The organism is Pseudoalteromonas sp. NZS71_1, from assembly GCF_015864305.1.
Lineage (GTDB): Bacteria > Pseudomonadota > Gammaproteobacteria > Enterobacterales > Alteromonadaceae > Pseudoalteromonas > Pseudoalteromonas arctica.
Genome location: NZ_JADYXM010000004.1, coordinates 268,379 through 294,322, shown reverse-complemented (window position 1 = coordinate 294,322; position 25,944 = coordinate 268,379). Strand labels below are relative to the sequence as shown.

28 protein-coding genes are annotated in these 25,944 nt (G+C 38.8%); 18 read left to right on the top strand and 10 right to left on the bottom strand.

What is annotated here, in order from left to right; all coding sequences use genetic code 11:
- Positions 1-36 precede the first annotated feature (36 nt).
- Positions 37-2,466 (bottom strand): VolA/Pla-1 family phospholipase, encoded by a 2,430-nt coding sequence (locus I6F43_RS08980; protein ID WP_197101950.1) that lies wholly within the window; start codon positions 2,464-2,466, stop codon positions 37-39.
- A 206-nt stretch (positions 2,467-2,672) separates the two neighbouring features.
- Between I6F43_RS08980 and I6F43_RS08975 the strand changes: the two genes are divergently transcribed.
- Positions 2,673-3,419 carry a YciK family oxidoreductase gene (locus tag I6F43_RS08975; protein WP_007375386.1) on the top strand — a complete coding sequence of 249 codons (747 nt, stop codon included), beginning with the start codon at positions 2,673-2,675 and terminating at the stop codon, positions 3,417-3,419.
- An 81-nt stretch (positions 3,420-3,500) separates the two neighbouring features.
- Here I6F43_RS08975 and rluB read toward each other — a convergent pair whose 3' ends face one another.
- The 4 genes from rluB to I6F43_RS08955 form a co-directional block, all read right to left on the bottom strand.
- Complete coding sequence (gene rluB, locus I6F43_RS08970; protein WP_007582584.1) at positions 3,501-4,373, bottom strand: 23S rRNA pseudouridine(2605) synthase RluB; 873 nt, start codon at positions 4,371-4,373, stop codon at positions 3,501-3,503.
- Complete coding sequence (gene scpB, locus I6F43_RS08965; protein ID WP_024592539.1) at positions 4,370-4,960, bottom strand: SMC-Scp complex subunit ScpB; 591 nt, start codon at positions 4,958-4,960, stop codon at positions 4,370-4,372. Before scpB ends, rluB begins: the two co-directional genes overlap by 4 nt.
- Before the next feature lie 151 nt (positions 4,961-5,111).
- The gene (locus I6F43_RS08960) at positions 5,112-5,633 is read right to left on the bottom strand and encodes an EF-hand domain-containing protein (RefSeq protein WP_165721507.1); all 522 of its coding nucleotides are present in this window, start codon (positions 5,631-5,633) and stop codon (positions 5,112-5,114) included.
- Between the two features lie 230 nt (positions 5,634-5,863).
- Positions 5,864-6,295 carry an exonuclease III gene (locus tag I6F43_RS08955; RefSeq protein WP_197101948.1) on the bottom strand — a complete coding sequence of 144 codons (432 nt, stop codon included), beginning with the start codon at positions 6,293-6,295 and terminating at the stop codon, positions 5,864-5,866.
- Between the two features lie 240 nt (positions 6,296-6,535).
- Here I6F43_RS08955 and xthA point away from each other — a divergent pair, with 240 nt between their 5' ends.
- Genes xthA through I6F43_RS08940 form a run of 3 tightly spaced genes read left to right on the top strand, consistent with a single transcriptional unit; the run spans position 6,536 to position 8,807 of the window.
- Entirely contained in the window at positions 6,536-7,342 is an 807-nt protein-coding gene (xthA, locus tag I6F43_RS08950) for an exodeoxyribonuclease III (protein ID WP_165727397.1), read from the top strand.
- Between the two features lie 5 nt (positions 7,343-7,347).
- On the top strand, positions 7,348-7,995 hold the full coding sequence (locus I6F43_RS08945; RefSeq protein ID WP_165727396.1) for an energy-coupling factor ABC transporter permease: 648 nt from the start codon (positions 7,348-7,350) through the stop codon (positions 7,993-7,995).
- Complete coding sequence (locus tag I6F43_RS08940; protein ID WP_197101946.1) at positions 7,992-8,807, top strand: putative RNA methyltransferase; 816 nt, start codon at positions 7,992-7,994, stop codon at positions 8,805-8,807. The genes I6F43_RS08945 and I6F43_RS08940 overlap by 4 nt, the downstream gene beginning before the upstream one ends.
- On the opposite strand, the gene yfbV is transcribed toward I6F43_RS08940, so the two are convergent.
- Positions 8,804-9,250, bottom strand: coding sequence for a terminus macrodomain insulation protein YfbV (gene yfbV / locus I6F43_RS08935; RefSeq protein ID WP_007582569.1), 447 nt, complete (start codon positions 9,248-9,250; stop codon positions 8,804-8,806). The two genes, I6F43_RS08940 and yfbV, sit on opposite strands and share 4 nt — an antisense overlap.
- Positions 9,251-9,534: 284 nt before the next feature.
- Between yfbV and I6F43_RS08930 the strand changes: the two genes are divergently transcribed.
- From I6F43_RS08930 to I6F43_RS08900, 7 genes are all read left to right on the top strand, one after another.
- The gene (locus I6F43_RS08930) at positions 9,535-10,749 is read left to right on the top strand and encodes an acetate kinase (RefSeq protein WP_197101944.1); all 1,215 of its coding nucleotides are present in this window, start codon (positions 9,535-9,537) and stop codon (positions 10,747-10,749) included.
- A 1-nt stretch (position 10,750) separates the two neighbouring features.
- Entirely contained in the window at positions 10,751-12,910 is a 2,160-nt protein-coding gene (pta, locus tag I6F43_RS08925) for a phosphate acetyltransferase (protein WP_165721502.1), read from the top strand.
- A 226-nt stretch (positions 12,911-13,136) separates the two neighbouring features.
- Entirely contained in the window at positions 13,137-13,523 is a 387-nt protein-coding gene (locus I6F43_RS08920) for an ACT domain-containing protein (protein ID WP_024592533.1), read from the top strand.
- A 3-nt stretch (positions 13,524-13,526) separates the two neighbouring features.
- Entirely contained in the window at positions 13,527-14,024 is a 498-nt protein-coding gene (locus I6F43_RS08915; protein WP_007582561.1) for a PTS glucose transporter subunit IIA, read from the top strand.
- 4 nt (positions 14,025-14,028) lie between these two features.
- A complete protein-coding gene (locus I6F43_RS08910; protein ID WP_197101942.1) occupies positions 14,029-14,373 on the top strand; it encodes an ArsC family reductase in 345 nt (114 codons plus the stop codon).
- A complete protein-coding gene (gene dapE, locus I6F43_RS08905; RefSeq protein ID WP_197101940.1) occupies positions 14,373-15,503 on the top strand; it encodes a succinyl-diaminopimelate desuccinylase in 1,131 nt (376 codons plus the stop codon). Before I6F43_RS08910 ends, dapE begins: the two co-directional genes overlap by 1 nt.
- Positions 15,503-16,189 (top strand): M15 family metallopeptidase, encoded by a 687-nt coding sequence (locus I6F43_RS08900; RefSeq protein WP_197101929.1) that lies wholly within the window; start codon positions 15,503-15,505, stop codon positions 16,187-16,189. Before dapE ends, I6F43_RS08900 begins: the two co-directional genes overlap by 1 nt.
- 19 nt (positions 16,190-16,208) lie before the next feature.
- Here I6F43_RS08900 and I6F43_RS08895 read toward each other — a convergent pair whose 3' ends face one another.
- Positions 16,209-17,078 (bottom strand): DMT family transporter, encoded by an 870-nt coding sequence (locus tag I6F43_RS08895; protein WP_007582553.1) that lies wholly within the window; start codon positions 17,076-17,078, stop codon positions 16,209-16,211.
- A 507-nt stretch (positions 17,079-17,585) separates the two neighbouring features.
- On the opposite strand from I6F43_RS08895, the gene I6F43_RS08890 reads away from it, so the two are divergent.
- The 4 genes from I6F43_RS08890 (at position 17,586) to I6F43_RS08875 (ending at position 20,662) form a co-directional block, all read left to right on the top strand.
- Positions 17,586-18,950 (top strand): COG3014 family protein, encoded by a 1,365-nt coding sequence (locus tag I6F43_RS08890; protein ID WP_197101927.1) that lies wholly within the window; start codon positions 17,586-17,588, stop codon positions 18,948-18,950.
- An 8-nt stretch (positions 18,951-18,958) separates the two neighbouring features.
- On the top strand, positions 18,959-19,384 hold the full coding sequence (locus I6F43_RS08885) for a YcfL family protein (protein WP_007582549.1): 426 nt from the start codon (positions 18,959-18,961) through the stop codon (positions 19,382-19,384).
- Between the two features lie 11 nt (positions 19,385-19,395).
- Complete coding sequence (lpoB, locus tag I6F43_RS08880) at positions 19,396-20,016, top strand: penicillin-binding protein activator LpoB (RefSeq protein ID WP_007375407.1); 621 nt, start codon at positions 19,396-19,398, stop codon at positions 20,014-20,016.
- A 178-nt stretch (positions 20,017-20,194) separates the two neighbouring features.
- Positions 20,195-20,662: a glycine zipper 2TM domain-containing protein gene (locus tag I6F43_RS08875; protein WP_008134100.1), complete on the top strand. Its 468-nt coding sequence runs from the start codon at positions 20,195-20,197 to the stop codon at positions 20,660-20,662.
- 381 nt (positions 20,663-21,043) lie between these two features.
- On the opposite strand, the gene I6F43_RS08870 is transcribed toward I6F43_RS08875, so the two are convergent.
- Positions 21,044-22,261 carry a pyridoxal phosphate-dependent aminotransferase gene (locus I6F43_RS08870; RefSeq protein WP_010554238.1) on the bottom strand — a complete coding sequence of 406 codons (1,218 nt, stop codon included), beginning with the start codon at positions 22,259-22,261 and terminating at the stop codon, positions 21,044-21,046.
- 105 nt (positions 22,262-22,366) lie between these two features.
- A complete protein-coding gene (locus I6F43_RS08865; RefSeq protein ID WP_007582543.1) occupies positions 22,367-22,711 on the bottom strand; it encodes an Hpt domain-containing protein in 345 nt (114 codons plus the stop codon).
- Positions 22,712-22,848: 137 nt separating this feature from the next.
- Between I6F43_RS08865 and I6F43_RS08860 the strand changes: the two genes are divergently transcribed.
- A complete protein-coding gene (locus I6F43_RS08860; RefSeq protein WP_024599368.1) occupies positions 22,849-23,445 on the top strand; it encodes a tRNA-uridine aminocarboxypropyltransferase in 597 nt (198 codons plus the stop codon).
- Between the two features lie 24 nt (positions 23,446-23,469).
- Positions 23,470-24,252 carry a CLCA_X family protein gene (locus I6F43_RS08855; RefSeq protein ID WP_197102019.1) on the top strand — a complete coding sequence of 261 codons (783 nt, stop codon included), beginning with the start codon at positions 23,470-23,472 and terminating at the stop codon, positions 24,250-24,252.
- Positions 24,253-24,300: 48 nt separating this feature from the next.
- Here I6F43_RS08855 and I6F43_RS08850 read toward each other — a convergent pair whose 3' ends face one another.
- Complete coding sequence (locus I6F43_RS08850; protein WP_197101926.1) at positions 24,301-24,864, bottom strand: cysteine hydrolase family protein; 564 nt, start codon at positions 24,862-24,864, stop codon at positions 24,301-24,303.
- 99 nt (positions 24,865-24,963) lie between these two features.
- Between I6F43_RS08850 and I6F43_RS08845 the strand changes: the two genes are divergently transcribed.
- Complete coding sequence (locus I6F43_RS08845) at positions 24,964-25,887, top strand: GlxA family transcriptional regulator (protein ID WP_166421413.1); 924 nt, start codon at positions 24,964-24,966, stop codon at positions 25,885-25,887.
- The last annotated feature ends 57 nt before the right edge of the window (positions 25,888-25,944 follow it).

Genomic DNA, 25,944 nt, shown 5'->3' with positions numbered 1-25,944 from the left:
TCAGTGGCTTTTAAAGGTTAATTATTTTACTGGTTATTAATCAGTCACAACCTCAGGGTTGGAAACTAATAACATCCGTCCGCGAGCAGCTAAGTAAGTAGCTACTTGCAACTGCATTTCTGCATTAGCGGCCGCACTGCCTTCAACAGTTGCAGCCTGTGCAGCATCTTGAGCTGGTGTTAATATAGAACCATGATGCCCTTTAGTAAATTTAACTAAGTAGCTTGCTGGTGTTTCACTCAATGCTTGCGAAGAACTTACTGTCTCAAGACCCATCAAGTTAGCTAATGGAATTGTGCCAGAAATAGGATTATTAGCTGCCATTGGTGGTATCACTTGGTCAGGCTTGTTATCAACACCATCACCCACAACAACATTAGTATAAATAGGAGTACCTAATGCTTTCACAGTGGCTGCGTAGTTCGTTGGATCACCACTATCTAGCGCAGTTTGCGCCGCAAAAGCAAACTGTGTAAATACACCTTGAATGTTAGTAAGTTTAGTCGTTTCACCCGCAGTGGTAAGTGATGCAATATATTCGTTGTAGCCACATGTCAAGTAAGCTTCCATGTCTGGTATTAATGAGCCACAGTTAGAAACTGCATCTCCTTGTAAGTATGCAGTAAATTCATCAGCTTCTGTTGTACCCGCTTGTGAAAGTACTGAACCTTGAATAAATGGACCAAACGCAGCAGATTCAAGTAAGAAGCTTGCTATACCGCCACCACCACTTGCGAGAGCTACCGTGTTTACATTAAATAGCGGATCAAGCGTTTCTGCCATTGGCGTATTAGCTTGAGCAATAAATGCTGGAGCAACAATAGAACCTAGCGAATGCCCAATGTAGGTAACGTCTTTACTATTAATAGTTGTATCGTTAATAAAGTTTAAGCCTAAACGAAGGCCTAATAAATCAGCAGCCGATTGACGTAAGCTATCACGTGCAACAAGTAATGAACTTAAGTTCATGTAACTAAGCACAGAACCCGTTGTTGCATTGAAGTCGTCTGTTCCATCACCATCAACATCTATTCCGCGCTCACCATGTCTTGGATGGTCAATAGCAACCGTTGCAAAGCCTTGAATAGAAAGCTGCGCAGTTAAAGCAAGCATACTTTCTTTTTGTGTTGTAATACCGTGCTGCATAATCACAACAGGCCATCCACCTTCAGGCATTGCGATAGGATCTAATTGTAACTGTGCACGGACACCATTAATTATCGGTAAAATAGGTTTAGTAACTTGCACTGGCACATTTGCCATGCTTTGTACTTTTGGAATTGAGTTGTATTTTGTTAAATGACGTGTGCTGTCTAGTCCTAAGTCACGTAATTGTCCGTCACTTAATGCAGAACATAAACCATCATTTTCACTAATAGGATCTGTCGGAAATGCATCGCCTGCAACGGCCTTATAACCAATTATTGCCACCGCGTTATCACACATACCTTGCCAATATGTATCACTTAAATCACTAATATCAGTACCCGTTGGCGTACCTAAATACATCGGTAACATAATGCTACCTTTTTGATATTGCACACCAGAGAAAGCAGCAGAGACTTCTACACCCTGAGAAGCAAATACTTGTTGTACATTTACCATAGGCTGTTCAGGAACTTGAAGCGCAGGAGTTGGTAACGCAGGCTGTTGCAAGCTTGCAGCTAGTAACTTTTTAATTGTCCCAAGTACAGGGCCTGCTGATTGAATAGTCATCGCACTAGAAAAAATAATATCTTCTTTTGCGATATCTCCTGAACTTACAACTACATTTTCGTAACTGTTAACAGCACCCTGCAAACCAAGTTGAGCTTCTGTAATTAATGGCGCTTCTTGTTTAACCAGCCCATAAGTAGAAGAAGGCTCAATAGAGCGCCCTAATGAATCTTTAAGACCAGTAGTTAATACATTGATGTATGAGCTACCTGCGGTAAATGGTTTTAAAGGAATAATTGCAACGCCATCACCTGAAGCTTGAGTAACAAAGTCAACACCAAAAGTAAGCTCACCAACCAATTTACAAGCAGTACCGGCAGCTACAACTGAACATTCTGCATCAGTTAAACTTGCACCCATTACAACTTCAAAAATTCTTACTGTACCAGGGGTCCCAGCAGACGCTTCATCTAAACTCACATTTGGTGGGAATGTTAAATCGATTTTATAAGGAACCTGCGAAGACCAACCATCAAGTGCACCTAGTGCAAGTTGAGGGTTTGCATAAGCTGCGCGCGAAATAGACACATTGTTGTCATCTAATTCACCAGGAATATTAAGTGTACCGTCTTGAGTTCCACTCATTAATAAATCATTAGGTACCGATAAGATACCTGCTGCTGGATCAAATGTAACTGTTGCTGTTGGGATAACTGGTGCTGTGTCGTTTTTGACATCTGTTAACGTTTCTCCACCGCCACAACCTGCTAAAGCAGCTGTAACCGAGAGTGAAAGTAGCATTTTTTTCATATTGTTGGCTCCGCACGTATTTTATTTTTATAGTGTGTTTAATCAGTGTATTAAGTTAAAACAATGTAATCAGGTTATTAATGAGACATTAGACCAGTTAAACTTAACGTAAAGTTTCTATTTTCGCCACCTAATTTTACAATAAATTCGATTACTTCACGTTTCGCTATGTTAAAATCAAAAAAATTATATGAATTGGTACTTTTATGCACACATATCAAGCAGCTGAAAACGCACTTAAAGATAAAGTTATTTTAATAACAGGCGCCGGTGATGGTATTGGCCGAGTTGCAGCAATTACGTATGCAAAATACGGCGCTACAGTTATCTTATTAGGAAAAACAACTAATAAACTTGAATGTGTTTACGATGAAATTGTTAATGCTGGCTACCCTAAACCTGCAATAGTCCCTATGGATTTAAAAGGCGCAACGAAGCAAAACTACCGTGACCTTGCTGCAACAATCGAATATCAGTTTGGACGCCTTGACGGGTTGCTTAATAATGCAGGTATTTTAGGGTCACTCGGTCCGCTTGAACATTTTTGCTCATCTACGTTCGAAAACATAATGAAAGTAAACGTGACTGCACAAGCAATGATCACTAAAGCACTTTTTCCTGTTCTTCGTAAGTCTGATAATGCATCGATAGTATTTACGTCATCAGGTGTAGGCCGCAAAGGTCGTGAATTTTGGGGGCCTTATGCCATCTCAAAATTTGCAGTAGAAGGTATGATGCAAACATGGGCATGTGAAGTAGGTAAAACGAATATTCGTGTAAACTGTATTAACCCAGGCGCTACTCGCACTTCAATGCGAGCTGCTGCATATCCAGGTGAAGATAGAGACGCACTTGCTACACCAGAGGATTTAATGCCTACATATTTATATCTAATGAGTGACGATTCTAGTGAAGTGAATGGCGAATCGTTAGATGCTCAAGTAAAAAAGTAATTTAGAGTTTAAATAATTTAAACAGCACATTAAAAAAGCCGCAATTAGCGGCTTTTTTGTGTTCAATAAATAATTAATTGATTATTTACGTTTAGTCGGCTTAACACGCTGATTGTGTTTTTTAACTGCTTTACGAATTTGGTTGATTTTGGCGCGTTTATCTTTGCGTTTTTCAGGCATAACAGAAAGCTTAGTTTGTGTTTCGCGGCCTAATTTAACGGTTTTACGCAAGTAGTTTACTGTTTCTAAATCATACTCCATCCAACCACCTTGTGGCACGCGCTTATCAAGCTCTAATTTACCGTAACGAATACGAATAAGACGAGATACTTCCGCATCTTGAGACTGCCATAAACGACGAACTTCACGGTTACGCCCTTCATTTAACGTTACGTTAAACCAACGGTTAACGCCTTCGCCACCCATAGGGGTTACAGTCGTGAATTTGGCTGGACCATCTTCAAGTTCAACACCACGTAGTAAGTTTTTAACCGTCTCGTTGGTTACTTCACCAAATACACGTGCAGAGTATTCACGCTCTACTTCATAGCTTGGGTGCATTAAACGGTTTGCCAGTTCACCATCGTTTGTAAAAAGCATTAAACCCGATGTATTAACGTCTAATCGACCAACCGCAATCCAGCGATCGCCATCAATACGAGGAAGTCGGTCAAATACAGTACGACGCCCTTCAGGATCTTTACGTGTGCTTAACTCACCTTCTGGTTTGTTATACATAATCACACGACAGATTCGGTCTGCTTTTTCTTCGATTTTTACACTGTGTCCGTCAACACGAATCAAATCGGTTTCTTCAACACGGTCACCTAACTTTGCCACTTTACCGTTTACACTAACGCGGTTTGCGTCAATGTATTTTTCCATTTCACGGCGTGAGCCTACGCCTGCACGGGCTAAGACTTTTTGTAACTTTTCACCTTGTATAATACTCATTCGGATGGTTCTCTCACAGAAGGATCGCTCAATAACTGGTTAATTTTACTTTGCTGCTCTGTTGGCAACGCAGGTAAATTTTCAAGTCCAGTTAACGAAAAATAATCTAAAAATTGCTTAGTAGTTGCATATAAAGCCGGCTTTCCCGGAACCTCTTTATGCCCTACCACTTTAACCCACTCTCTTTCGAGTAAGGTTTTAATAATATTCGAACCCGTAGTAACACCTCTTACTTGCTCAATTTCGCCGCGTGTAATGGGCTGCCTGTATGCAATAAGTGATAATGTTTCCAGTAAAGCACGCGAGTATTTTGGTGCGCGTTCTTGCCACAAGTTATTTAACCAAGGGCTTAAACTACTGCATGCCTGAAACCGATACCCACTACCCACTTCAACTAAGCGAATACCACGAGTTTGAAAATGCTCTTGTATTGTATCTATTGCGTCATTTATTCGCGTCATAGAAATAGCTAAATCTATTAATACGATGTCTTTGAGGTGGCGTTTACTAACAGGCTTATCTGCAACAAAAATAGCTGCTTCAATGATCTCAACTAGTTGTTCATCACTAATTCGCCGACCCGCCATACACACTCTTAACAAATAAAAATACACAGCCATCTATTATGACAGAACAACACCAAACTAGGAAAATATATCTATCAAATAACTAAATTTAAAACACAAAAAAGCCAGTGACTAGCACTGGCTTTAATCTTACTTATTAAAATGGTAACTATTAGTTACTTTTAAAAGCTTCTAATGCATCATCTTCAGCCACTGCGTTACCGTATTTTTTAATGTAACCCATAAACTCGCTTTTACTGATGCGCTTATCTTGGTTTTTATCCATGTAACCAAAATGATTTGAAATATCATCATCGTTACCTTCAACTACCGAGATATAGCCATTGCTGTCGTTATCTAGACTTGCAAAGCTGCTTTCAATTTTATCGAATTTAGCAATTTCAGCTTTAAATGCCGACTCACTTACTTCAGAATCAGTGGCTACTTTGCCATTATTAAGCTTCATATAAGTGTTAAATTCTTTGCGGCTAATTTCGTTATCCATATTGGTATCAATATTTGAAAAATGGCCCCAAATGCTATCGTCATCAGCTTCAACTTTTGAGATGTAGCCATCGCTATCATTATCTAAACTTGCAAAGTCACTGTCTATTCTTTCAAGACCTTGATTAGATGAACAAGCCGCTAGGCTTAATGATGCTAAAATAGTGGCTGCTAATGTTAACTTTTTCATAAGACGTATCCTTCGTAATTAATTAAATGTCACTTTAACTAATACAAATCCAATGCCAATAATAGTTAACTTATAATAATCAATAACTTAATCTCGACCGGTATATTTATTAAACAGTTTCAATAAGTTAAGCTTGCAAGCTTTGCAAACAACCTTGTAATTTTTGCAAAAAAATACCCGGTAAAAACCAGGCATTTCAAATTTACTTATTATTATAGTTAAGCTAATAATTAGATTGCTGCGTTTTGGTAGCGCTTAACAAACTCAGTAACGTTTTGACCATTACATTTTAATGAGTTTAGGTTACCAATTTTTTGACGAACAGGTGCTAAACCTTGTTTTAAAGCCGTCATACATAATTGAGTTTCTTGTTGAGCGTCTTTTGCAAATACTTCTACTTTCTCAACTGATGTGTTGCTTAATGTCGTTTTTTTAGCAATATCACGAATATCTTCACCATTACATAAAATGCTTTTAGAAAAACGAGATAGGTAAACACCGTGCTGGGCAGCTTCTTTACGAGCAACGCTAAAGCCTTCGTTTGCACTTAGTACACATAACTTAGACTCAATTTTGTTATCTTGGCTAAAGTAAGTATTGCTTTGAGCTGACGCAGTTGCAGATGCTAGTAAAGCAGTGGCTAAAAGTAGTTGAGTTTTCATGAGAGATCCTATTTGAACGAGCTAAACAAGTGAATTTCGCGCATTATATATTCAATAAAGTTAAGTTCAATTGAATTTTTTATTTATTTAAATAATTAATATTGTATTCACAATGTTTAAACTTTACCCATCATTTGATCAACATTTGCGCAGCTATTATCTCAATTCAGTCATGTTATGTACGCGTATTTACTGATACAATTTAATCTATTAAATAGAACCAATTTTAAGGTAAATTTTATGAAAGTGATTTCTTTCAATATCAATGGTCTGCGTGCTCGTCTTCACCAATTACAAGCAATTATCGACAAACATCAACCAGACGTTATTGGCTTGCAAGAGATTAAAGTTCACGACGAAGCATTCCCATTAGAAGATGTTCAAAAAATGGGATATCACGTCTACTTTCATGGTCAAAAAGCGCATTATGGCGTAGCTATGTTATGCAAAAAAGAGCCTAAATCGGTCTTAAAAGGTTTTGCCACCGATACAGATGAATCGCAAAAACGCATGATAAGCGTCACTGTTGAACAAGAAAACGGTCGCGACCTTACTGTCATGAATGGCTATTTCCCACAAGGTGATAATATTAATCACGAAACTAAATTCCCTTATAAACGTCAATTTTATAAAGATTTAATGACACACCTTGAAACCAATCACACACCCGATCAAGACGTCATCGTTATGGGTGATATCAACATATCACCTACCGATTTAGATATTGGTATTGGCGAAGTAAATGCTAAACGTTGGTTAAAAACGGGTAAATGTTCTTTTCAACCGGTAGAGCGTGAATGGCTTGCAACATTACTTAATTGGGGTTTTAAAGACACCTTTAGAGAGCAAAACCCCGAAACAGACGATCAATACTCATGGTTTGACTATCGCTCTAAAGGGTTTGTAGATAATCGAGGACTTCGTATAGATGTAGTGCTTGCAACCAATGAGCTTGCAGCACGCTGCATAGATACAGGTATTGATTACGAACTTCGCGGTATTGAAAAACCGTCAGATCATGCCCCTATATGGTCAACATTTAAGTAATTATTATGCTCAGCCTAACAATGCAGGGGCTACTTTGGGCTCTTGTAATTATTATTGCTCTATTAAGCTTTGATAAAAAAACATATAAAACATTGCTTAATACGCCAGTCCGTCAAACTGGCGTACTTGCGTGTGCGTTAGTGTTTGCAGTGCTTTGGCGAATAAAGGCTGGCATTTTAACTGGCCTTGATTTACACATACTAGGTGTTACGGCTGCTACATTAATTTTAGGCTGGCGGTTGACTATTTTAAGTAGCCTACTTGCCACAGCCCTACTCGCTGCCTTTGGTCAAATTGAACTTGAGCTGTTACCAGTACAACTGCTTATTGGTGCGTTTATTCCTATTTTATTGAGCTATCTTGGCTTTATAATTAGTTACCAATATTTACCTCGTCATTTTTTTGTTTATATATTTGTTTGTGCGTTTATAACCGCAGGATTTATAGCCTGTATAAAAATAAGCCTAGGTGCTTTATTTTACTTAGCTATAGGGCAATACAATTGGCAAGAACTTGCAGATAACTACGTTTATTTAAGTGCCATAATTTGGTTTCCTGAAGCAATGCTCAACGGCATGGCTATAACAATTATGATCACCTATCGCCCGCATTGGGTAAAAACTTTTTACGATAAGGACTACCTAGGCTCATGAGTCTTGAATATCAATGCCCGCTGTGTAACCTAGCACTTTTGAAAACTGATTCAACACTTCGTTGTGCTAACAACCACAGCTTTGATTTTGCTAAAGAAGGCTATGTGAATTTACTGCCTGTGCAACAAAAAAATTCAAAACAACCGGGTGATTCACTTGAAATGGTACAAGCCAGACGTGCATTTTTAGAGCGTGGGTATTATGGCTTCTTACAACGAAATCTTAGCGATATAATTAGTAATATAAGTGCAAATACAGTTATTGACTTAGGATGCGGTGAAGGGTTTTATACCCAAGCAATCGCGAATAAAACAAATGCTGTTGTATACGGTGTCGACATTTCAAAATCAGCGGTTAAATATGCAGCAAAGCGCTACCCTAATTGCCATTTTAGTGTGGCATCAATCAGCCAAGCCCCCTTTAAAAGCCAATTTGCTGATGTACTTGTTAGCGTATTTGCACCTTTATTTGAGCAAGAGCTTGAACGCCTAGCAAATCAAAACGCAACATTAGTGGTTGCAAGCCCAGGACCCTGTCATTTAAAAGAGCTAAAATCGTATATATATTCAGAAGTAAACGAACATACTGAAATAGCCACTCCAAAAGGGTTTCAAAAATCAAAGCAGATCCTTTTAACAGAGCATGTAGCGCTTAGCTTTACTGATATTAAAAACTTAATAATGATGACGCCATTTGCATGGAAATTTAGACCCGAGCACTGGACAGCACTCGAAGAAAAAGGTGAACACACTGTCACCTTATCGTTTTATATTACTCAGTTTACCAAAATAGATAATGATGTAACTCTCTAAAACTGCTCTTTAGTAAACGCCCTGTCCATTTTATCAAACATATCTTTAAGTAAATTGGCAAGCTCCATATAACGGGGCTTGTTTTCACTTAACTGCGTTTGATATCCATTAGCTGCCATTTTAGTGTACAGCTCGTTATACCATTTTTGCATCGCAGGCTCTAAAGGCGTTTGCGCTCGCTTACCCAACCAAAATAAACCTTGTAATGGTAAAGATATAAAAAATAATGCACTTGCAATGGCTTGCGGTAAAAAATCAGAACCCAAGTAATTTAGCTGAAAAAACAATGTTAGCATGGCTAAGATTGGCATTACTGTAATGGCAAGCTCAGTCGCTCTAATTACTCTAAACTCTAAAAACAAAGGCGCAAGCTCTTTGCGCATTGGCCATTTTTTACCATACAAACGGCCAGTTTGTAGTTGTGACATCACACTTTTTTGCATCATGACTCCTCACAGATACTGCTTTTAAATACAATGGAAAAACGAGCTATACACAAAGTGTAACACAAAATGAAGGAGTTACACTTTCTCAGTAAAACAGCTTAAATTTACCTTTTAATGGCGAACAATCCTAACTTAAACATCTTAATTAAGGTAAAGTATTTAACATTGCGTTAACCACTTTGCAGTTGAACACTCAACTGTCTTAGCTTTATTTAATACCGTAAGTGTAACGATTACGTACTAACGTTTACTTACTAAATTTGTTTATGGAAATTGAATCTATGCCAACAACCTCTCCTGAATCACAACACGTTTTAGTTTTAAATTGTGGTAGCTCTAGCTTAAAGTTTGCCATTATTGATGCAAACGATGGTCACGAAATTATTTCAGGCCTTGCAGAACGCTTAGGCGCTAAAGCGCCCTCTATTAAATACAAATTTAATGGTGCTAAAACAGTTATCGACTTAGCGACTAATCAAGCACATGCTGAGGCTATAAATACGCTTGTAAGCTTAATAAAAGATCACAAATTAGACGAGCAACTTATCGCAGTGGGCCATCGTGTAGTACATGGCGGCGAGCACTTTACGCGATCGGTATTGATTGACGAAAAAGTAATTGCAGGCATTACACAGTCGGCAACGCTTGCGCCGCTTCATGGGCACGCTAATTTACTAGGTATATCGTCGGCGCAGGCATCGTTTGAAGGTTTGCCACAAGTTGCGGTGTTTGATACTGCATTTCACCAAACTATGAATGAAGTTGCCTTTCTTTACGCTCTTCCATATAAGTTGTACACCGAGTTTGGTGTTAGGCGTTATGGTTTTCACGGCACAAGTCATTTTTATGTTGCAGGGCAAACAGCAAAGTTACTTGAGCAACCTATCGAGCAAAGCAATTTTATTAGTGCCCACTTAGGCAACGGCTGTTCTGTATGCGCTATTAAAAATGGTAAGAGTGTTGATACCAGCATGGGACTAACGCCTCTAGAGGGGCTGATAATGGGCACACGTAGCGGCGATATTGACCCTGGTTTATTTAACTTTTTAACCACTCAACTTGATTACACAGCCCAGCAAATAGATAACCTACTAAATCAAAAAAGTGGCTTGTTAGGTATTAGCGAGCTTTCTAACGATTGCCGTACCATTGAAGAAGCCGCTATAGCCGGTGATAAAAAAGCGATACTCGCAATTGAAATGTTTTGCTACCGACTTTCAAAACAAATCGCGGCGTATATGGTGCCATTACAGCGCCTTGATGCTGTTATATTTACTGGTGGTATTGGTGAAAACTCAGATATTATTCGTGAAAAAGTAATTACACAACTTGCCTTTTTAGGCATTAATTGTAATCCGCAAGCCAACCTTAATGCGCGCTTTGGTCAAGAAGGCGTTATTAGCTGTAAAAATTCACACGTCAAAGCAGTTGTAATGCCAACTAATGAAGAATGGGTTATTGCCCTTGATGCTGCAAATATTGTGAAGGAGCTTTAATATGGCACGTCGTATTATGTTAATTCCTGTTTCTACCGGTGTGGGTTTAACGTCGGTATCAGTTGGTTTAGTGCGCGCACTTGAACAAAAAACAGTTAAAGTTAACTTTTTCAAACCAATAGCTCAGCCACGTTCAGGTGAAACAGGCCCTGAAAAATCAACACAAATAGTTACTCAAGGCTCACCTATCAACCCACCAATGCCTTTTGCACTTGATTATGCTGAGCAAATGATTGGCGACGGTAAAGGTGATGACCTACTAGAGGAAATTGTTGAACGCTTTGAAAGTAAAATAAACGACGACGAAGTCGCTATTATTGAAGGTATGGTACCTACTCGTCGTCAACCTTATGCTGGGCGTGTAAACCGCGAAATTGCGCAAACACTCGGCGCCGAAATTGTATTTGTACTTACCCCAGGTAATTACACCATTACTCAAATAGAAGACCGCCTTGAAATTGCAGCAGGTAACTACGGTGGTATCGATCACCCTCGCGTACTGGGCTGTATTTTTAATAAAGTAAATGCGCCACTTGATGAAGAAGGTCGTGCACGCGCCGATTTAGTCGATGCCTATAAACCTGAAGAGCTCGAAAACGAGTTAAATCGTTTAGCATCCCTACCTATTTTTAAAAAAAATCCGTTTATGTTACTTGGTGCAATCCCGTGGGATTTTGACTTAGTAGCGCCGCGCGTAAAAGACTTAAGCGCATACTTAAAAGCCACGATTATTAACGAAGGCGATATGCTTCATCGTCGTCTGCGCCGGATTACTTTTTGTGCTCGTACGGTTTCAAATATTTTAAATTATTTTACGCCAGGCGCTTTATTAGTAACACCGGGCGATCGCTCTGACATACTTGTTGCTGCGTGCTTATCTGCTATGAACGGCACTAAACTTGGTGCTATATTACTCACCGGTGGTTTTGAGCCAGAGCCACGTATTATGGCCTTGTGTGAGCAAGCCATGCAAACCGGCTTACCAATACTCGCAACCGATGCAGACACGTGGCGTACATCATTACTACTGCATAACTTTAATATGGAAGTACCAAATGATGATGACCAACGTATCGAAAAAGTAAAAGATCACAACGCAGAGCATATCAATTCAAGCTGGCTAGATACTCTAGCTAAAAGTGTAGGTAAAACTCGTAAGTTATCACCACCCGCATTTCGTTACTTACTTACCACTAAAGCGCGTAAAGCAGGTAAAACCGTGGTTCTACCAGAAGGTAATGAACCTCGTACAATTAAAGCGGCTGCTATTTGTGGTCAACGCGGAATTGCTAAAACTATATTACTAGGCGATCGCGAAGAAATAATGCGTATTGCACAGCAGCAAGGTATTGAGCTAAACGAACATGTAAGTATTATCGAGCCTCAAAGCATTATTAATGATTATATTGCGCCTATGGTCGAAATTCGTAAAAGCAAAGGCCTAACTGCCGTAGTAGCACAAGAGCAACTACAAGATAACGTCGTACTGGGTACAATGATGCTTGAGCAAGGTAAAGTAGACGGTTTAGTATCGGGTGCAGTAAACACTACGGCAAATACAATTCGCCCACCACTGCAATTGATTAAAACAGCACCAGGGTCATCACTAGTATCATCTGTATTTTTTATGCTACTGCCTGACCAAGTGTTAGTTTACGGTGACTGTGCGATTAACCCAGACCCTAATGCTGAACAACTTGCAGACATAGCGATTCAATCTGCCGACTCTGCAGCTGCATTTGGCATAGAGCCGCGTGTTGCCATGATCAGCTACAGCACTGGCACTTCTGGTACAGGTGCCGATGTTGAAAAAGTACGTGAAGCCACAAAAATAGCAAAACAAAAACGCCCTGATCTAATTATCGACGGCCCACTACAATACGATGCAGCTATAATGGAAAACGTAGCACTTAAAAAAGCACCTAACAGCCCTGTAGCCGGTAAAGCGACCGTATTTATATTCCCAGATTTAAATACGGGTAATACCACGTATAAAGCAGTACAACGTAGTGCCGACTTGATAAGTATTGGCCCTATGCTGCAAGGTATGCGTAAACCTGTAAACGATTTAAGCCGTGGTGCATTAGTTGATGATATTGTGTATACAATCGCCTTAACTGCCATTCAGGCAGCTCAAACAGAAGCGCTAATTACTCATTAAACGTAACGTGTGCTTTTTATAGCCTAGCTATTATTTATTTAATAATTAACTAGTTAGGTTATTTATACCCTGCAACCCCCATACTTATCCACAGAAATTGTGGGTAAGTTTTTACCCCCTTCTTTTATCTACTTATTTACTGCTGAGTTAGTCGTTGTTACACCTTTAATTTAAAGCCAATAATCTATACTATTAAGCTATCAATATTGCTGTTCGCAGGCTTTTAATGTCAAAACAAACATTACAATTACACAGCACCATTTTATCTATACACAGTTTAGATGTAGATGCCGACATACCTGCGGCACTTTTAAAGCAATCTTTGTTTTTTATTTCTAAAACCCATGATGAACTTTCAATTGTATGCCCAAGCGATTTTGAAGTAAAAAGCTTGGATACCGAACCCGACTGGCAAGCTTTAGAGGTTGTAGGTCCACTTGGCTTTTCGTTAACCGGAATTATGGCTAATATTTCAGGGGTATTAGCGCGCGCTAAAATTTCTATCTTTTCAATCTCAACCTACGATACTGATTATATTCTCATAAAAAAACACACTGCAGAAAATGCTATTTCCGCTTTAAAAAAAGAGGGTTATAACGTGGTGGGAAACTAACTTATGAAAGCTCAAAAAATTGACTATTTAGCTCAAAATAAAACGCCTCTTAATGCAATAAATATAACCAGCCCATTTACAGGTAAAGTAATTGAACTGAAAGAGCATCCAGAACCTTTTTTTCGTTTTGGCACTCTGGGCCCTGGTATTATGGTGCAACTAACAAGTCATAAAATTTTAGCACCGTTTGATGGAACTTTATTACAAGTAAAAAATGCAGGTACTGAGTTTATTCTACAAGCTAATAATGGTCTAAAAGTCTTGATTAACTTAACCATTTTTGATTCGCAATCAATTACGCATACCCATATTGCGCAACTCAATGGTAGCAAAATATGCAAAGGTCAACGCCTTGCTTATTTTGATTTACGAGAACTTGATACTCCAATGCTTGCTAGTTTAATTTTACTAAACGGCCATAACCTTGGCACATTTCATTACTCGCATTCGCATGTAAATGCGGGTGAAGACACCCTATTAACTATTATTAAGAAGAACTAGATTTATGATCACTCTATACGGTATTAGCAACTGCGATACGATAAAAAAAGCTAAAAAACATTTAACTAATAACAACATCGAATTTACGTTTCATGACTACCGCAAAGATGGCGTAAATGAGCAAATGGTGAGTGAATTTGCAGACAAGCTCGATTGGGAACAACTCGTTAATAAACGTGGAACAACTTATCGCGCATTAACTGATGAGCAAAAACAAAGCCTAACTAAAGAAAGTGCTATCCCATTGTTGGTTGAACAACCTGCCATGATCAAACGTCCAGTACTGGTAAACAATGGCAGTTACCATTTAGGTTTTAAAGCAGCCCAATACGACGAGATTTTTAAATAATGACTAATGACGTAATTCAACTCGCCCAAGCGCTAATCCAACGTGAATCGGTAACGCCCGAAGATGCTGGCTGCCAACAAATGATGAACGATCGCCTTGCTGCGGTTGGTTTTAATATAGAATCATTATTTTTTACCGACACACTTAATACTTGGGCTCGAAAAGGCACACAATCGCCGCACTTTTGTTTTGCTGGTCACACCGACGTTGTACCAACAGGCCCTGAAAAAAATTGGCAACACCCGCCGTTTTCAGGATTAATAAAAGACGGCCTACTGCACGGGCGTGGCGCTGCCGATATGAAAGGCTCATTAGCCGCAATGCTTGTAGCAACCGAACGTTTTGTTACTAAACATCCAGATCATAAAGGCTCTATTTCTTTTTTAATCACTTCTGACGAAGAAGGACCGTTTATAAACGGCACAACACGTGTAATAGATACACTAGAAGCCCGTGGTGAAAAAATAGATATGTGCCTAGTAGGCGAGCCCTCATCACGCGATGTAATCGGTGATGTGGTTAAAAATGGTCGCAGAGGTTCACTTACCGCTTTTTTAACCGTTAAGGGTATACAAGGTCATGTTGCCTACCCACATTTAGCACAAAACCCAATTCATCTAGCAACGCCTGCACTTACTGAGCTTAGCCAAACGGTGTGGGATAACGGAAATGAGTACTTCCCAGCAACTAGCTTTCAAATTTCGAATATTAATGGCGGCACAGGTGCTGGTAACGTGATCCCGGGTGAACTAGAAGTACAGTTTAACTTTAGATTTAGCACGCAAGTAACGCATGAGCAATTACAACAGCGTGTAAATGACATTCTACAAAAGCATAACTTAAATTATGAATTAAGCTGGATAGTAAATGGCTTACCTTTTATTACCGAGCACGGCCCGCTTGTTGATGCCACAGTTAAAGCGATTAAATCAGTAACCGGTTTAACCACGAATCTAGAAACTACCGGCGGCACATCTGACGGTCGCTTTATTGCACAAACAGGCGCTAAAGTAATTGAACTTGGCCCACGTAACGCCACTATTCATAAAATAGATGAATGCGTAAGTACCGATGATTTAATAGCCCTTACCGACATTTACGAGCAAATATTAGAGCAACTTTTAGCATAATGGATGTAACTAAACCAACACCAATAATGTGTATCACAGGGCAAAGTGATACACATTTAACTGATATACAAAATCATCGCTTGCACAGCGCTATTATTAACGACTTTTTAGCGCTGCAAAGTGCAGCAAAAAAAGCGGGATTTGAGCTTACTATTGCCTCAAGTTTTCGCGATTTTGATCGTCAATCAATTATTTGGAATAATAAGTTTTTAGGTATTCGACCTGTTTATAATAAACAGCAAAAGGTTGTAGATTTAACTAAATTAAATGATGTAGATAAATGCATAGCAATAATGCTCTACTCTGCATTACCTGGGGCAAGCAGGCACCATTTAGGCACCGATTTAGATGTGTTTGATAAAGCTGCGGTAAGTGATGATTATAAACTACAGCTAACACCTGATGAATACCTGCAAGGTGGGCCGTTTGCGCCTTTAAGTAATTGGCTTGATACTAACTTAGATAAATTTGGCTTTTATCGCCCTTACCAGCATGATTTAAGTGGTGTCGCACCTGAGCTTTGGCATATAAGCCATATTAAGCAATCGCAATTATTAGTGAATAAGCTTAGCGAACAAGTACTTTTTGAATGCATAAAAAACAGTGAACTACAGGGTAAGCAGGCAATACTTGATAACTTACTCGATATTTATACACGCTTTGTAACGAACGTTAGTCCGCCATAAAGAACTTGTTTAAGTGGTATCACACCTTCTTTTTATTTAAGATAAATACCAGCACAGCCCCTAATATTAACGAGCTTGCTACTATAAATTCCATTGTTACCTGCTCTGATAAAAACAAGACCCCGGCAACGGCTGCAAGTACAGGTACACAAAGCTGCACAACAGCAGCTTGGGTACTTTTAAGCAGTGGCATAGCCACATACCAAACACTGTAACCAATTCCAGACGCTATCGCACCCGAGGCACATGCAAGCAAAACCCCTTCAATACTCATATTTTTTAAATAACTCATACCAACAAGTAATAAAATAGGGATAGCCACTAAGCTTCTTATAAAGTTAAACCCGGTAGTACGCAGTGGCGATACGCACACTTTACCGCGAATACTGTAAATACCCCATGCCACACCACTGAGTGCCATGAGTGATGCACCTAATAATGAAGGTACAGCAGCAGATGGCAGCATTAAATATACAAACCCACCTAGCGCCACTATAAACGCGCACCACTGAAGCACACTCAACTGCTCTTTTTGATATATACCCCAGCCAATCATAGTGAGTTGCACGGCTGAAAACAAAATCAGTGCACCGGTGCCTGTATCTAGCTCTACGTATGCAATCGAAAAACAAAGTGCATAAACTAAAAGGCTTATACTGCTTCGCCAGCTTCCTTTATCACTTAAAATAGCGGGGTTAAATGTGCCTTTTCGTTTTAAATTATGAGTATAGATAGCCATTATAATACCCAAACACGCAGCACCACTGAGTAAGCGAATAACTGTAAAGTTCCAAGCATCTATATAGCCTTCGGCTAAAGCCATTCTGCAAAAAAGAGAATTTGCAGCAAACGCAATTAAAGCAATGATTGTGTACAACGTAGCTTTCAAAAAAATTCCTTAGCAATAAAAACAAATTACAGCGTTATTTCAATTAATTAACCTACTAAGCTAAAAACATTGTCATAAGCGCCTATAAAACCGCTTAATGAGCAGCACATTTAAACAGGATTGGTATAACTGTGCAAAGAGAGTATTTAGTTTTTATAAATTAGATCATTTATACTCAAATCTTAGCCGCATTTGCAAAATACGGTGTCTACAACACAAGATATCCTTTTAGTATTTTCCGTATTCGACTTAGTGAATAGCAATTACTTCATTTAAAAAATTCATTTATCATTACGCTTTAGGGATCATTGTATTCAATAAGACCAATAAAGTACCTTAAGCATTTCAATATTGTTACCCAACAAGAAAATTCACACTTTGTTCACCAATGTCATTTTATATTTCTTTATTAGCAGGCAGTTTTACTCTACGATTTTTTACAATATTTCACACATTTAGCTAAAAATAATATGTTAATGTATGCAGGTAAATTAAGAGGAGTGCGCAGTGCGCCTAAGTATAATTTTAAGCTTTTGTTGTATTTTAAGTGGGTGTAGCACAATGGGCTTTAATGACCTATTTAATGACTATGCCACGCAAATGACACCAATAAGAAATGCGATCGAGAAAAACAATATCGAAGAAGCGCAATCCCTTATTGCCAATAATAGCACCATGCACAGCAGCTACTTACTCAACCAACTTGAGCAAGCTCGCTTAAACGACTTAGCCAATACGCCACAAGAGGCACAAAGTAAATTTGAGAACGTGTATACGCAAATGCAAAAAAAACGCGAAGCCGCCAAAATACAAGTAAGTGCGGGGCTTGAGCAAAGCAATGCGTTATTTACTAACGACTCAGCCATAACTTATGTACCACCGGCTTACGAAATGAGTATGCTTCATAGTTATAAAGCACTTAACTACGTGTATAAAAATGATGTAGAAGGCGCTTTGGTCGAAATTCGCCGTGCTAATAAAGTACAAGTTGATGCACTAAGCGAAAATAAAACAGATGGCGACTCAACAGTTAAGGAAGCGCAGCAGCACTACCCTAGCATGGGCAATGTAACCAGAGATGTAAAAAATGGCTTTCAAAATGCCTACACATTTTATTTATCTGCTTTGCTTTACCAAAGCGCTAAACAGTATGACGATGCTTATATTGATTATAAAAAAGCACTGGCTATACAACCTAACAATATTTATTTACAGCAGGACGTAATGCGCTTTGCTAAAAAACAAGGGTTTGACCAAGACCTAAGTGAATTTAAAAAACGTTTTAGTGATGCACCCACTATTTCTGCAACACAAGGCGAAGTAATTGTTTTATTTGAACAAGGCTTAGTACCAAAACAAGATGAATTTAAACTGCGCTTGCCAATTTATTCGTCACGCGGCGATGCACGCTTTTACAGCCTTGCAATGCCAGTATATAAAGATAATGCCTATGTGCGCCGTCTTAATAATATAAACATAGATGCACAAAGCTTAGCGCTGAGCCCATTAGTACACATTGAAGCACTTGCAGCAAAAACATTAGAAGATCAAATACCTGCAAAAGTAGCTCGCCAAGTGCTTAGGTTAGTAGCTAAAGAAAAAGTCCGTGCAGAGCTTGCACGCAGTGCCGGTGACGTAGGTAATATACTTGCCAATATTTATAATTTGGCGTCTGAGCAAGCTGATACACGCAGTTGGCTTACGCTTCCAAATCAAATAAGTGTTGCAAGGCAAAGCCTAAATACAGGTGAGCATTCTCTGCATATAGGCACACAAGCACCTATAAATTTTACCGTTAGTAAGCAAGGGTTAACGTTAATTTACTTAACCTCCATTAATAGCTACTTTAATTATCACGTAGTTCAACTTTAGGAGCCATCATGAAATACATAGCGCCATTATTAGCAGTTTTAATGCTCAGTGCATGTTCCAGCAAACCGGTTACATCGGGTATTTCTGTTGAACAAAATAAAAATCAGTTTAATGAGCAATTACGTGTAGATAACCCAGAGCTCGGTAAAAAGCTGGCCATTACTGATGTTAAAACACGTCAAACCAACCAGTTAACCGATGTAGTAGTGACACTTTCGAGCCAGTATAAAAAATCACAGTATTTGCAGTATCAATTTAATTGGTTTGATAAAGACGGCTTTGTTATTAAAGGCAATCATTCACCTTGGCAAGCACTCACCTTATTTGGTTTTGCAAAAACACAATTACCGGGCTTAGCACCTAGCTCTGATGCGGTTACCTTTTCTTTAGCAGTAAGAGAAGTGTCTACCGAATCACAAGAATTTAAAGATTAAAGGAAACAACCATGATAATCAGTAACAAATTTAAAACAGCATCAACTTACGCTTTAGTTGGCTTGAGCGCTTTAGTATTAAGTGGCTGTGCTAATAAAGCCGTAGTAAGTTATGGCGATGCACAAGCAGTAGAAACAACAGATATTAATTTTGGTTCTACCGACTTACAAAAAGTAGCGAGCCAAATGACCGACTCATTACTTAGCTCACCTGTTGTTGGCACAATGACCGCTAATAAACGCCCTGTAGTATTTGTTGAGCGTATTAAAAATAAAACCAGCGAGCACATTGATACAGAATCAATCACCGATTCAATCTCAACACAAATGCTACGCAGCGGTAAGTTCCGTTTTGTAGATATGACCCGTGTTGAGTCAGTACGTGAGCAATTAACGTTTCAAAACGAAGATGCCCTGGTTAATCCTGCAACAGCCGTTGCATTTGGTAAACAAATTGGCGCGCAATATATGTTATATGGAAACTTATCAAGCATCGTTAAATCAAATGCCGATAAATCAGACGTATACTATAAATTTACAATGCGCTTAATGGATATGGAAAGCGGCCTAGTTGAGTGGGCAGACGAAACTGAAATTCGTAAAACTAAAGAAAAATCAACCTTTGGCTGGTAGCTAATACCAATCTGCTTATATATGGGGTCTATTTAACGTTATGAAAATTACGCTAGTACTAGGCAAAAATTTTTGTATTTAGTTGTTCTAAATAAAAAATTTTTACCGACGTTATAGCGCAATTTAATTCGTTAAATTGATCAAAGATTTATGCAGGTTGGTATAAAAGGAGCAAGTTATGAAAGCAATTACTGTAATTATGTGCGCTTTACTTACAATAAGCGCGCCTACGTTTGCTAAATACGAGCGCAATAAAGCAGTCCCTGTGCAGCAAGTTTTATTTGGTGACGTAAAATCGGTACGCAATATTACCGAACAAGAAATCATTCAAGACAAAAACAACGGCTGGAAAACCTTCGGCGGTGCATTACTCGGTGGCGTAGTAGGCAACCAGTTTGGTGGTGGTAGCGGCCGCACAGTAGCAACAATATTAGGTTCGGTAATTGGCGGCAGTGTTGCACATAATAGGCAGCAGCAAAGTCATTATCAGCAAAATCACTTTGTAGAGTTATTAATACAAGTTGAAAATGGCGACCAGTTTATGGTTGTTCAAGATCAGGACCAATCAATGCGTTTTAGCAAAGGCGATAACGTAAGATTAGTGTACTTGAACGACAACACAGTGCGTGTAGATAAAGCGTACTAGGACGTGCTGAACTTTGGTGGTTGAATTTGCAGCAGAATGTTTGGTATTTAGACAAGGCAGAGCCTATGAACTGTGGTTGTTCCCTATTAATAGGCGATAACGCAGCATAAATGCCAAACATGCGCTGCCCGAAGGGTTCTGCCTAGCGGCAATTAACTCTTTGTTGCTCGGTTTTTACTTATTCTTACATGGATGTAAGCCAGTAGGGTAACGCAGGAGCAGTTACCGAGCCCACTAGGTTACAAACCTCGCGTCGCGATTTAATCGCCCCTAGATTGAACAAATTTCAATCCACAAAGATCTACACGCCCTGTTAATATATTCATGACTAAAGTAAAAAACGAGCCAAATTTGGCTCGTTTTTTTATTATTTTTTAATAACTATACTTGGCGATAGTCTTTAAAAAACCGCTTCATTTTTAACATCGCATCCGATAAATCATCTTTGCTTGGTAAAAAGACCAACCTAAAATGATCAGGATCTGGCCAATTAAACGCCCTGCCATGTACAAGTAATATTTTTTCGGCTTTTAGCAAATCGTACATCATCTTTTCATCATCTTTGACGTTAAAAAGTGCTGTATCTACTTTGGCAAATGCATAGAGCGCGCCTTTAGGTTTTTTACAACTAATGCCTTCAATATCATTTAATCCGCGCCATGCAATATCACGCTGCTCATACAAGCGACCACCCGGGTTTATTAGACTATCAATTGATTGCACGCCGCCCAAAGCCTGTTGAATCGCATACTGTGCAGGTACATTTGCGCACAAACGCATAGATGAAAGTATTTCTAGGCCTTTGCGTAAATCATCCATTACCGAGGTACGACCGCTTAGAACCATCCACCCCATTCTCAGCCCTGCTGCACGGTATGTTTTTGCTAAACCATTAAAAGTAATAATAGGCACATCGTCGCAAAGTGAGCCGATTGAAGTATGCGTTATACCATCGTATAAAATCTTTTCGTAAATCTCATCGCTCAATAACAGCAGTTTATGTTCACGCGCTATATCAATTAATTGCATTAACAAATCATCACTGTAAACCGCACCAGTAGGATTATTAGGATTAATTAATACCAGAGCTTTAGTTTTAGACGTGATTTTACTTTTTATATCGGCAATGTCCGGAAACCAATCTTGCTCTTCATCACATAAATAATGTACCGGATTACCACCCGATAACGTGACCGAAGCAGTCCAAAGTGGATAATCTGGAGCAGGAATAAGCACTTCGTCACCATTATTTAATAGCGCTTGGGTGATCATCTGAATAAGTTCGCTTACGCCATTACCAATATAAATGTTATCTACATCTAAATTATGTAATCCACGTTGTTGGTAGTGTTGATAAATAGCCACGCGAGCTGAATAGAGGCCTTTAGAGTCACAGTAACCTTGGGCTGAATATAAGTTGCGGATAATATCTCGGTGCATATCTTCTGGCATATCAAAACCAAAAGCAGCCGGATTACCTATATTCAATTTTAATACTTTTTGACCTTCGTCTTCCATTTTTTTAGCTTGCGCTAAAACCGGCCCACGAATGTCATAACATACACCTTCTAATTTGTGACTCTTTTTAATATCAGACATTTTTACCTCGACTAGTGAGTCTTTAGACTAACCTAGTAAAGGCGTAAAATGCCAGCCTATTTAAACGCTTAATACTGAAATAAATTCACGTTTCAGTTTCAATAATTAACGAGATGCTAACCATTCATTTAGCTTAGCTTGAGAGCCTGTTACTTGAGCCATTAAGCTATTAGATGCGTCGATGGCTTCAGCTAAGTTATCTAGGTTTAAATTTTGTTCAATAACGCGAGATACTTCAGCAAGGCTTGAAGCACCAAACTGCGCAGCGTTAGATTTTAAGCTATGAGAATGACGAATCGCCGCTTCTCTGTCTTTTCCAATGGTTGCTAAAACTTCAGAGCCTAATCGCTCAAACTCCGAGCAGCAAAAATCAAGTGTATCAGCAAACTGCTCACCCAATAACGATTCCATACTCTCTAATGCTGATGTATCAATATTTATTTCTGTCATATTTTAAGCCCTTAAAACAATCCATGTAAATTACAGTTTAATAGTACTACTTTATATTGATGCGTAAAAAAAACCAACTTAATTACCTCATAAATGTATAATTGCGAGGATCATACTGGCAACAAAAAGTTTATTAAATGGCACGCACACTTTGTAATCATTGTAACTTTGCACTTAACACCTGTATTTGCAGCGCAATTACAAATATAAACAACAAAGTTAAGATTATTATTCTACAGCACCCAAGCGAAGAAAAAATAGCAAAAAATACCGCTAAACTACTCAAGTTGTGTCTAACTGATTGCCAAATAGTCAAAGGCGAAAATAATGACGACTTTTCTATTCTTAAATCACTGCCCGTAAGCTCAACTGTTTTGCTCTACCCTAACGAAAACGCTATTAATTTAGACGATAGCGCTGAGCAATCTAATATAAAAAACATCACCCATTTAATCGTGGTTGATGGTACATGGAAAAAAGCCTACAAAATTTTGCAGCTCACCACATTGCTAAATCAATTCAAAACGGTCAGTTTTAAACAGTTACCTAAAAATCGTTATGCTATTCGTAAAGCCCCTAGGGCTGACAGCCTATCCACACTTGAAGCTGTAGCGCATAGTTTATTTTTAATAGAGCAGCTAAATCCCGCACCACTTTACAATGTGCTTGATGAATTAATACAAAAACAAACCCAACACATGCCCGAGCACGTAAAAGCACGTTACTTAGATTAAATTCGTTACTATATGAAACTTGCAATGCGTAACTACCCAAACAGATTAAAGCGTGGATTTACTCGCCAAGGCCCCGACTATCGATTTGACGACCAAGTCGACTTTAGCGACATAAGAGACACCTTTGGTTTTAGGTCAATGGTGGTAGGTAAATGGGTAACTAAAGAAGAGCGCTATATTAGCGCCAATTTAATTTACGATGCACTGGCCGACCTTGCACAAATACTGCATTTACCACCCAAAGCTATTGGTCTTCGTGGCAAACTTAATTTTGCATTTGGGCATGGCGGTCAAAAAGGTGTACAAGCGCATTATAATGCAGCTTCTCAAACGCTTGCCCTTGCAAAAAATGCAGGCGGTGGCGCACTTGCTCACGAATGGTTTCATGCGTTTGATCATCATATAAGCGAGCATTTATTTGCAGCAAAACCACGATTTGGTTTTGCCTCAAAATTATGGCTTTCAAACACGGCTAATTTATCGCACCCACTTAATAATGCTTTGAACCGTTTTTATAAAAATGTCTTTTTAGATGAGCACGGCGTTGATGCAAATAGCTTTGTACAAACGTGTATAGAGCACGACAAAGCACACAACATGAATTATATGAGTATGCCAGAGGAGCTTGCCGCACGTTGTTTTGAAGCCTGTATTGAGCAACATTCAAATATAAAAAATAACTTTTTAGTGGGGGGCTTACAAAGTAGTAATTTAATATACCCAAATGTTGAGCATATTAATAAAGCAAATGAAGCGCTTAACCAGTACTTTGAACTACTGGGTTATGCGCTTCATAAAATGGATTAAATCAGCTCTTAAAGTGATGCTTAGCTAAACCATTACCTGTACTAATAGTTAGCGAACTAAATCTAGTAATTTGTCTGTGCTCTGGACATTACAATAACCAAAGCTCAATGCAGCCATAAATGCATGATGTACATTATGTGCAGATACTATCACACCATTAAATTCAAGATCTAATGTAGCACAAGCATCATGTGCTACATGACATTCATAGCCAAAATCTACTGCAGCACGAGTAACAGCATCAATACACATATGGCTCATAGCACCAACAATAATCAACCTTTCAACGTTGAGCTCTTCTAGTACTCTTTGTAAATCAGTATCGCGAAAACTATTTATTTGATGCTTTAAAACGACCGGCCCACCTTCAATTGGAGTAACCGTAGGATGGATTTTCGCACCATCAGAGTTAGGCACAAAGAACGGAGCCTCGTCAGAAGGAAACTCATGACGAACATGAACTACAGGCATACCATTATCACGAAATTGAGCTAGTAGTATTGCTGCATTTTCTGAGGCTTTTTCAGTTCCAGACAGAGGCCATTTAGCTCCTTCGAATGTAGAGTAATAATCGTTTTGTAAATCCATAAGTAGTAATGCTATGTTAGACATAATAATCTCTCTTATGTTGTTTAGGTTATCTGTTGAGACTATTATGCAAAACATCAACTCATTACACCGATGGCGAAATAGCCATAAATCAGTTTAAAAATGACAAAGCATGTTCAGATCACAATTATCGACTACCCCAACGCCCTACAAAGTGCAGTACAAGGCTTTAAAGAGTTATTTTTTTTGGCAAACAGGATAGTTATAGAAAGCCAGCTTGAAGTTCAGTTCTCTGTAAAGGTCATTCAGCCCGATATAGATTTAGATGGGATGAGCCAAAATGATATTATTATTCTCCCACCAAACTTAGATGGTGATTATTTCTTCACGCCTCAACCCAAGTTGTTGCAATACCTCAACGAGGCTCATCAAAAAGGGACTATATTATGCTCTGCTTGCGCTGGTGCATTTATACTTGCCAAAACAGGCTTATTAAATAATCGTGTTGCTACAACACATTGGCAATTAGCTGATGAATTTCATGAGGCATTCCCTAAAGTATCTCTTGAGATTGAAAGTTTACTAATTAATGACGGTGATATTATTAGCGCAGGTGGGCTGATGTCATGGATTGATCTAGGGCTAGAAATCGTGGCTCAATTCACAAAACCACACGTTATGCGTACACTTGGAAAGTTTCTTATCGTTGATACGGGTAGAAGAGAACAACGCTATTACGGTAGTTTTTCACCAAAACTTAATCACGGGAATAAACAAATATTACTAGTTCAGCATTTCATTCAAGCAAATTATAGTAAAACACTGAATGTTTCTGTACTAGCAGCTTTGGCCTGTATGAGCGAGCGAACATTTCTTCGACAATTCACCCATGCCACAACATTAAAGCCGATACAGTATATTCAAAAAATAAGAGTGCAAAAGGCATGTGAGCTATTAGAATCGACCACTCACAGTTTTGAGCGAGTGGCTCTGAATATTGGCTATGACGATGTAAACAGTTTTCGCAAAGTATTTATTAAGATAATCGGATTAAGCCCTACGGCGTTTAAAGAAAGATTTGTTTGAATAGATAATACCAAAGGGAAGAGCCATTAATTACCGTTGTGTTCTCACTTCACTATT

What these genes read in the sequence shown, in the direction of transcription:
- I6F43_RS08980 (WP_197101950.1), bottom strand. Translation starts at nt 2,466, where the DNA reads ATGAAAAAAATGCTACTTTCACTCTCGGTTACAGCTGCTTTAGCAGGT.
- I6F43_RS08975 (WP_007375386.1), top strand. Translation starts at nt 2,673, where the DNA reads ATGCACACATATCAAGCAGCTGAAAACGCACTTAAAGATAAAGTTATT.
- rluB (WP_007582584.1), bottom strand. Translation starts at nt 4,373, where the DNA reads ATGAGTATTATACAAGGTGAAAAGTTACAAAAAGTCTTAGCCCGTGCA.
- scpB (WP_024592539.1), bottom strand. Translation starts at nt 4,960, where the DNA reads ATGGCGGGTCGGCGAATTAGTGATGAACAACTAGTTGAGATCATTGAA.
- I6F43_RS08960 (WP_165721507.1), bottom strand. Translation starts at nt 5,633, where the DNA reads ATGAAAAAGTTAACATTAGCAGCCACTATTTTAGCATCATTAAGCCTA.
- I6F43_RS08955 (WP_197101948.1), bottom strand. Translation starts at nt 6,295, where the DNA reads ATGAAAACTCAACTACTTTTAGCCACTGCTTTACTAGCATCTGCAACT.
- xthA (WP_165727397.1), top strand. Translation starts at nt 6,536, where the DNA reads ATGAAAGTGATTTCTTTCAATATCAATGGTCTGCGTGCTCGTCTTCAC.
- I6F43_RS08945 (WP_165727396.1), top strand. Translation starts at nt 7,348, where the DNA reads ATGCTCAGCCTAACAATGCAGGGGCTACTTTGGGCTCTTGTAATTATT.
- I6F43_RS08940 (WP_197101946.1), top strand. Translation starts at nt 7,992, where the DNA reads ATGAGTCTTGAATATCAATGCCCGCTGTGTAACCTAGCACTTTTGAAA.
- yfbV (WP_007582569.1), bottom strand. Translation starts at nt 9,250, where the DNA reads ATGCAAAAAAGTGTGATGTCACAACTACAAACTGGCCGTTTGTATGGT.
- I6F43_RS08930 (WP_197101944.1), top strand. Translation starts at nt 9,535, where the DNA reads ATGCCAACAACCTCTCCTGAATCACAACACGTTTTAGTTTTAAATTGT.
- pta (WP_165721502.1), top strand. Translation starts at nt 10,751, where the DNA reads ATGGCACGTCGTATTATGTTAATTCCTGTTTCTACCGGTGTGGGTTTA.
- I6F43_RS08920 (WP_024592533.1), top strand. Translation starts at nt 13,137, where the DNA reads ATGTCAAAACAAACATTACAATTACACAGCACCATTTTATCTATACAC.
- I6F43_RS08915 (WP_007582561.1), top strand. Translation starts at nt 13,527, where the DNA reads ATGAAAGCTCAAAAAATTGACTATTTAGCTCAAAATAAAACGCCTCTT.
- I6F43_RS08910 (WP_197101942.1), top strand. Translation starts at nt 14,029, where the DNA reads ATGATCACTCTATACGGTATTAGCAACTGCGATACGATAAAAAAAGCT.
- dapE (WP_197101940.1), top strand. Translation starts at nt 14,373, where the DNA reads ATGACTAATGACGTAATTCAACTCGCCCAAGCGCTAATCCAACGTGAA.
- I6F43_RS08900 (WP_197101929.1), top strand. Translation starts at nt 15,503, where the DNA reads ATGGATGTAACTAAACCAACACCAATAATGTGTATCACAGGGCAAAGT.
- I6F43_RS08885 (WP_007582549.1), top strand. Translation starts at nt 18,959, where the DNA reads ATGAAATACATAGCGCCATTATTAGCAGTTTTAATGCTCAGTGCATGT.
- lpoB (WP_007375407.1), top strand. Translation starts at nt 19,396, where the DNA reads ATGATAATCAGTAACAAATTTAAAACAGCATCAACTTACGCTTTAGTT.
- I6F43_RS08875 (WP_008134100.1), top strand. Translation starts at nt 20,195, where the DNA reads ATGAAAGCAATTACTGTAATTATGTGCGCTTTACTTACAATAAGCGCG.
- I6F43_RS08870 (WP_010554238.1), bottom strand. Translation starts at nt 22,261, where the DNA reads ATGTCTGATATTAAAAAGAGTCACAAATTAGAAGGTGTATGTTATGAC.
- I6F43_RS08865 (WP_007582543.1), bottom strand. Translation starts at nt 22,711, where the DNA reads ATGACAGAAATAAATATTGATACATCAGCATTAGAGAGTATGGAATCG.
- I6F43_RS08860 (WP_024599368.1), top strand. Translation starts at nt 22,849, where the DNA reads ATGGCACGCACACTTTGTAATCATTGTAACTTTGCACTTAACACCTGT.
- I6F43_RS08855 (WP_197102019.1), top strand. Translation starts at nt 23,470, where the DNA reads ATGCGTAACTACCCAAACAGATTAAAGCGTGGATTTACTCGCCAAGGC.
- I6F43_RS08850 (WP_197101926.1), bottom strand. Translation starts at nt 24,864, where the DNA reads ATGTCTAACATAGCATTACTACTTATGGATTTACAAAACGATTATTAC.
- I6F43_RS08845 (WP_166421413.1), top strand. Translation starts at nt 24,964, where the DNA reads ATGACAAAGCATGTTCAGATCACAATTATCGACTACCCCAACGCCCTA.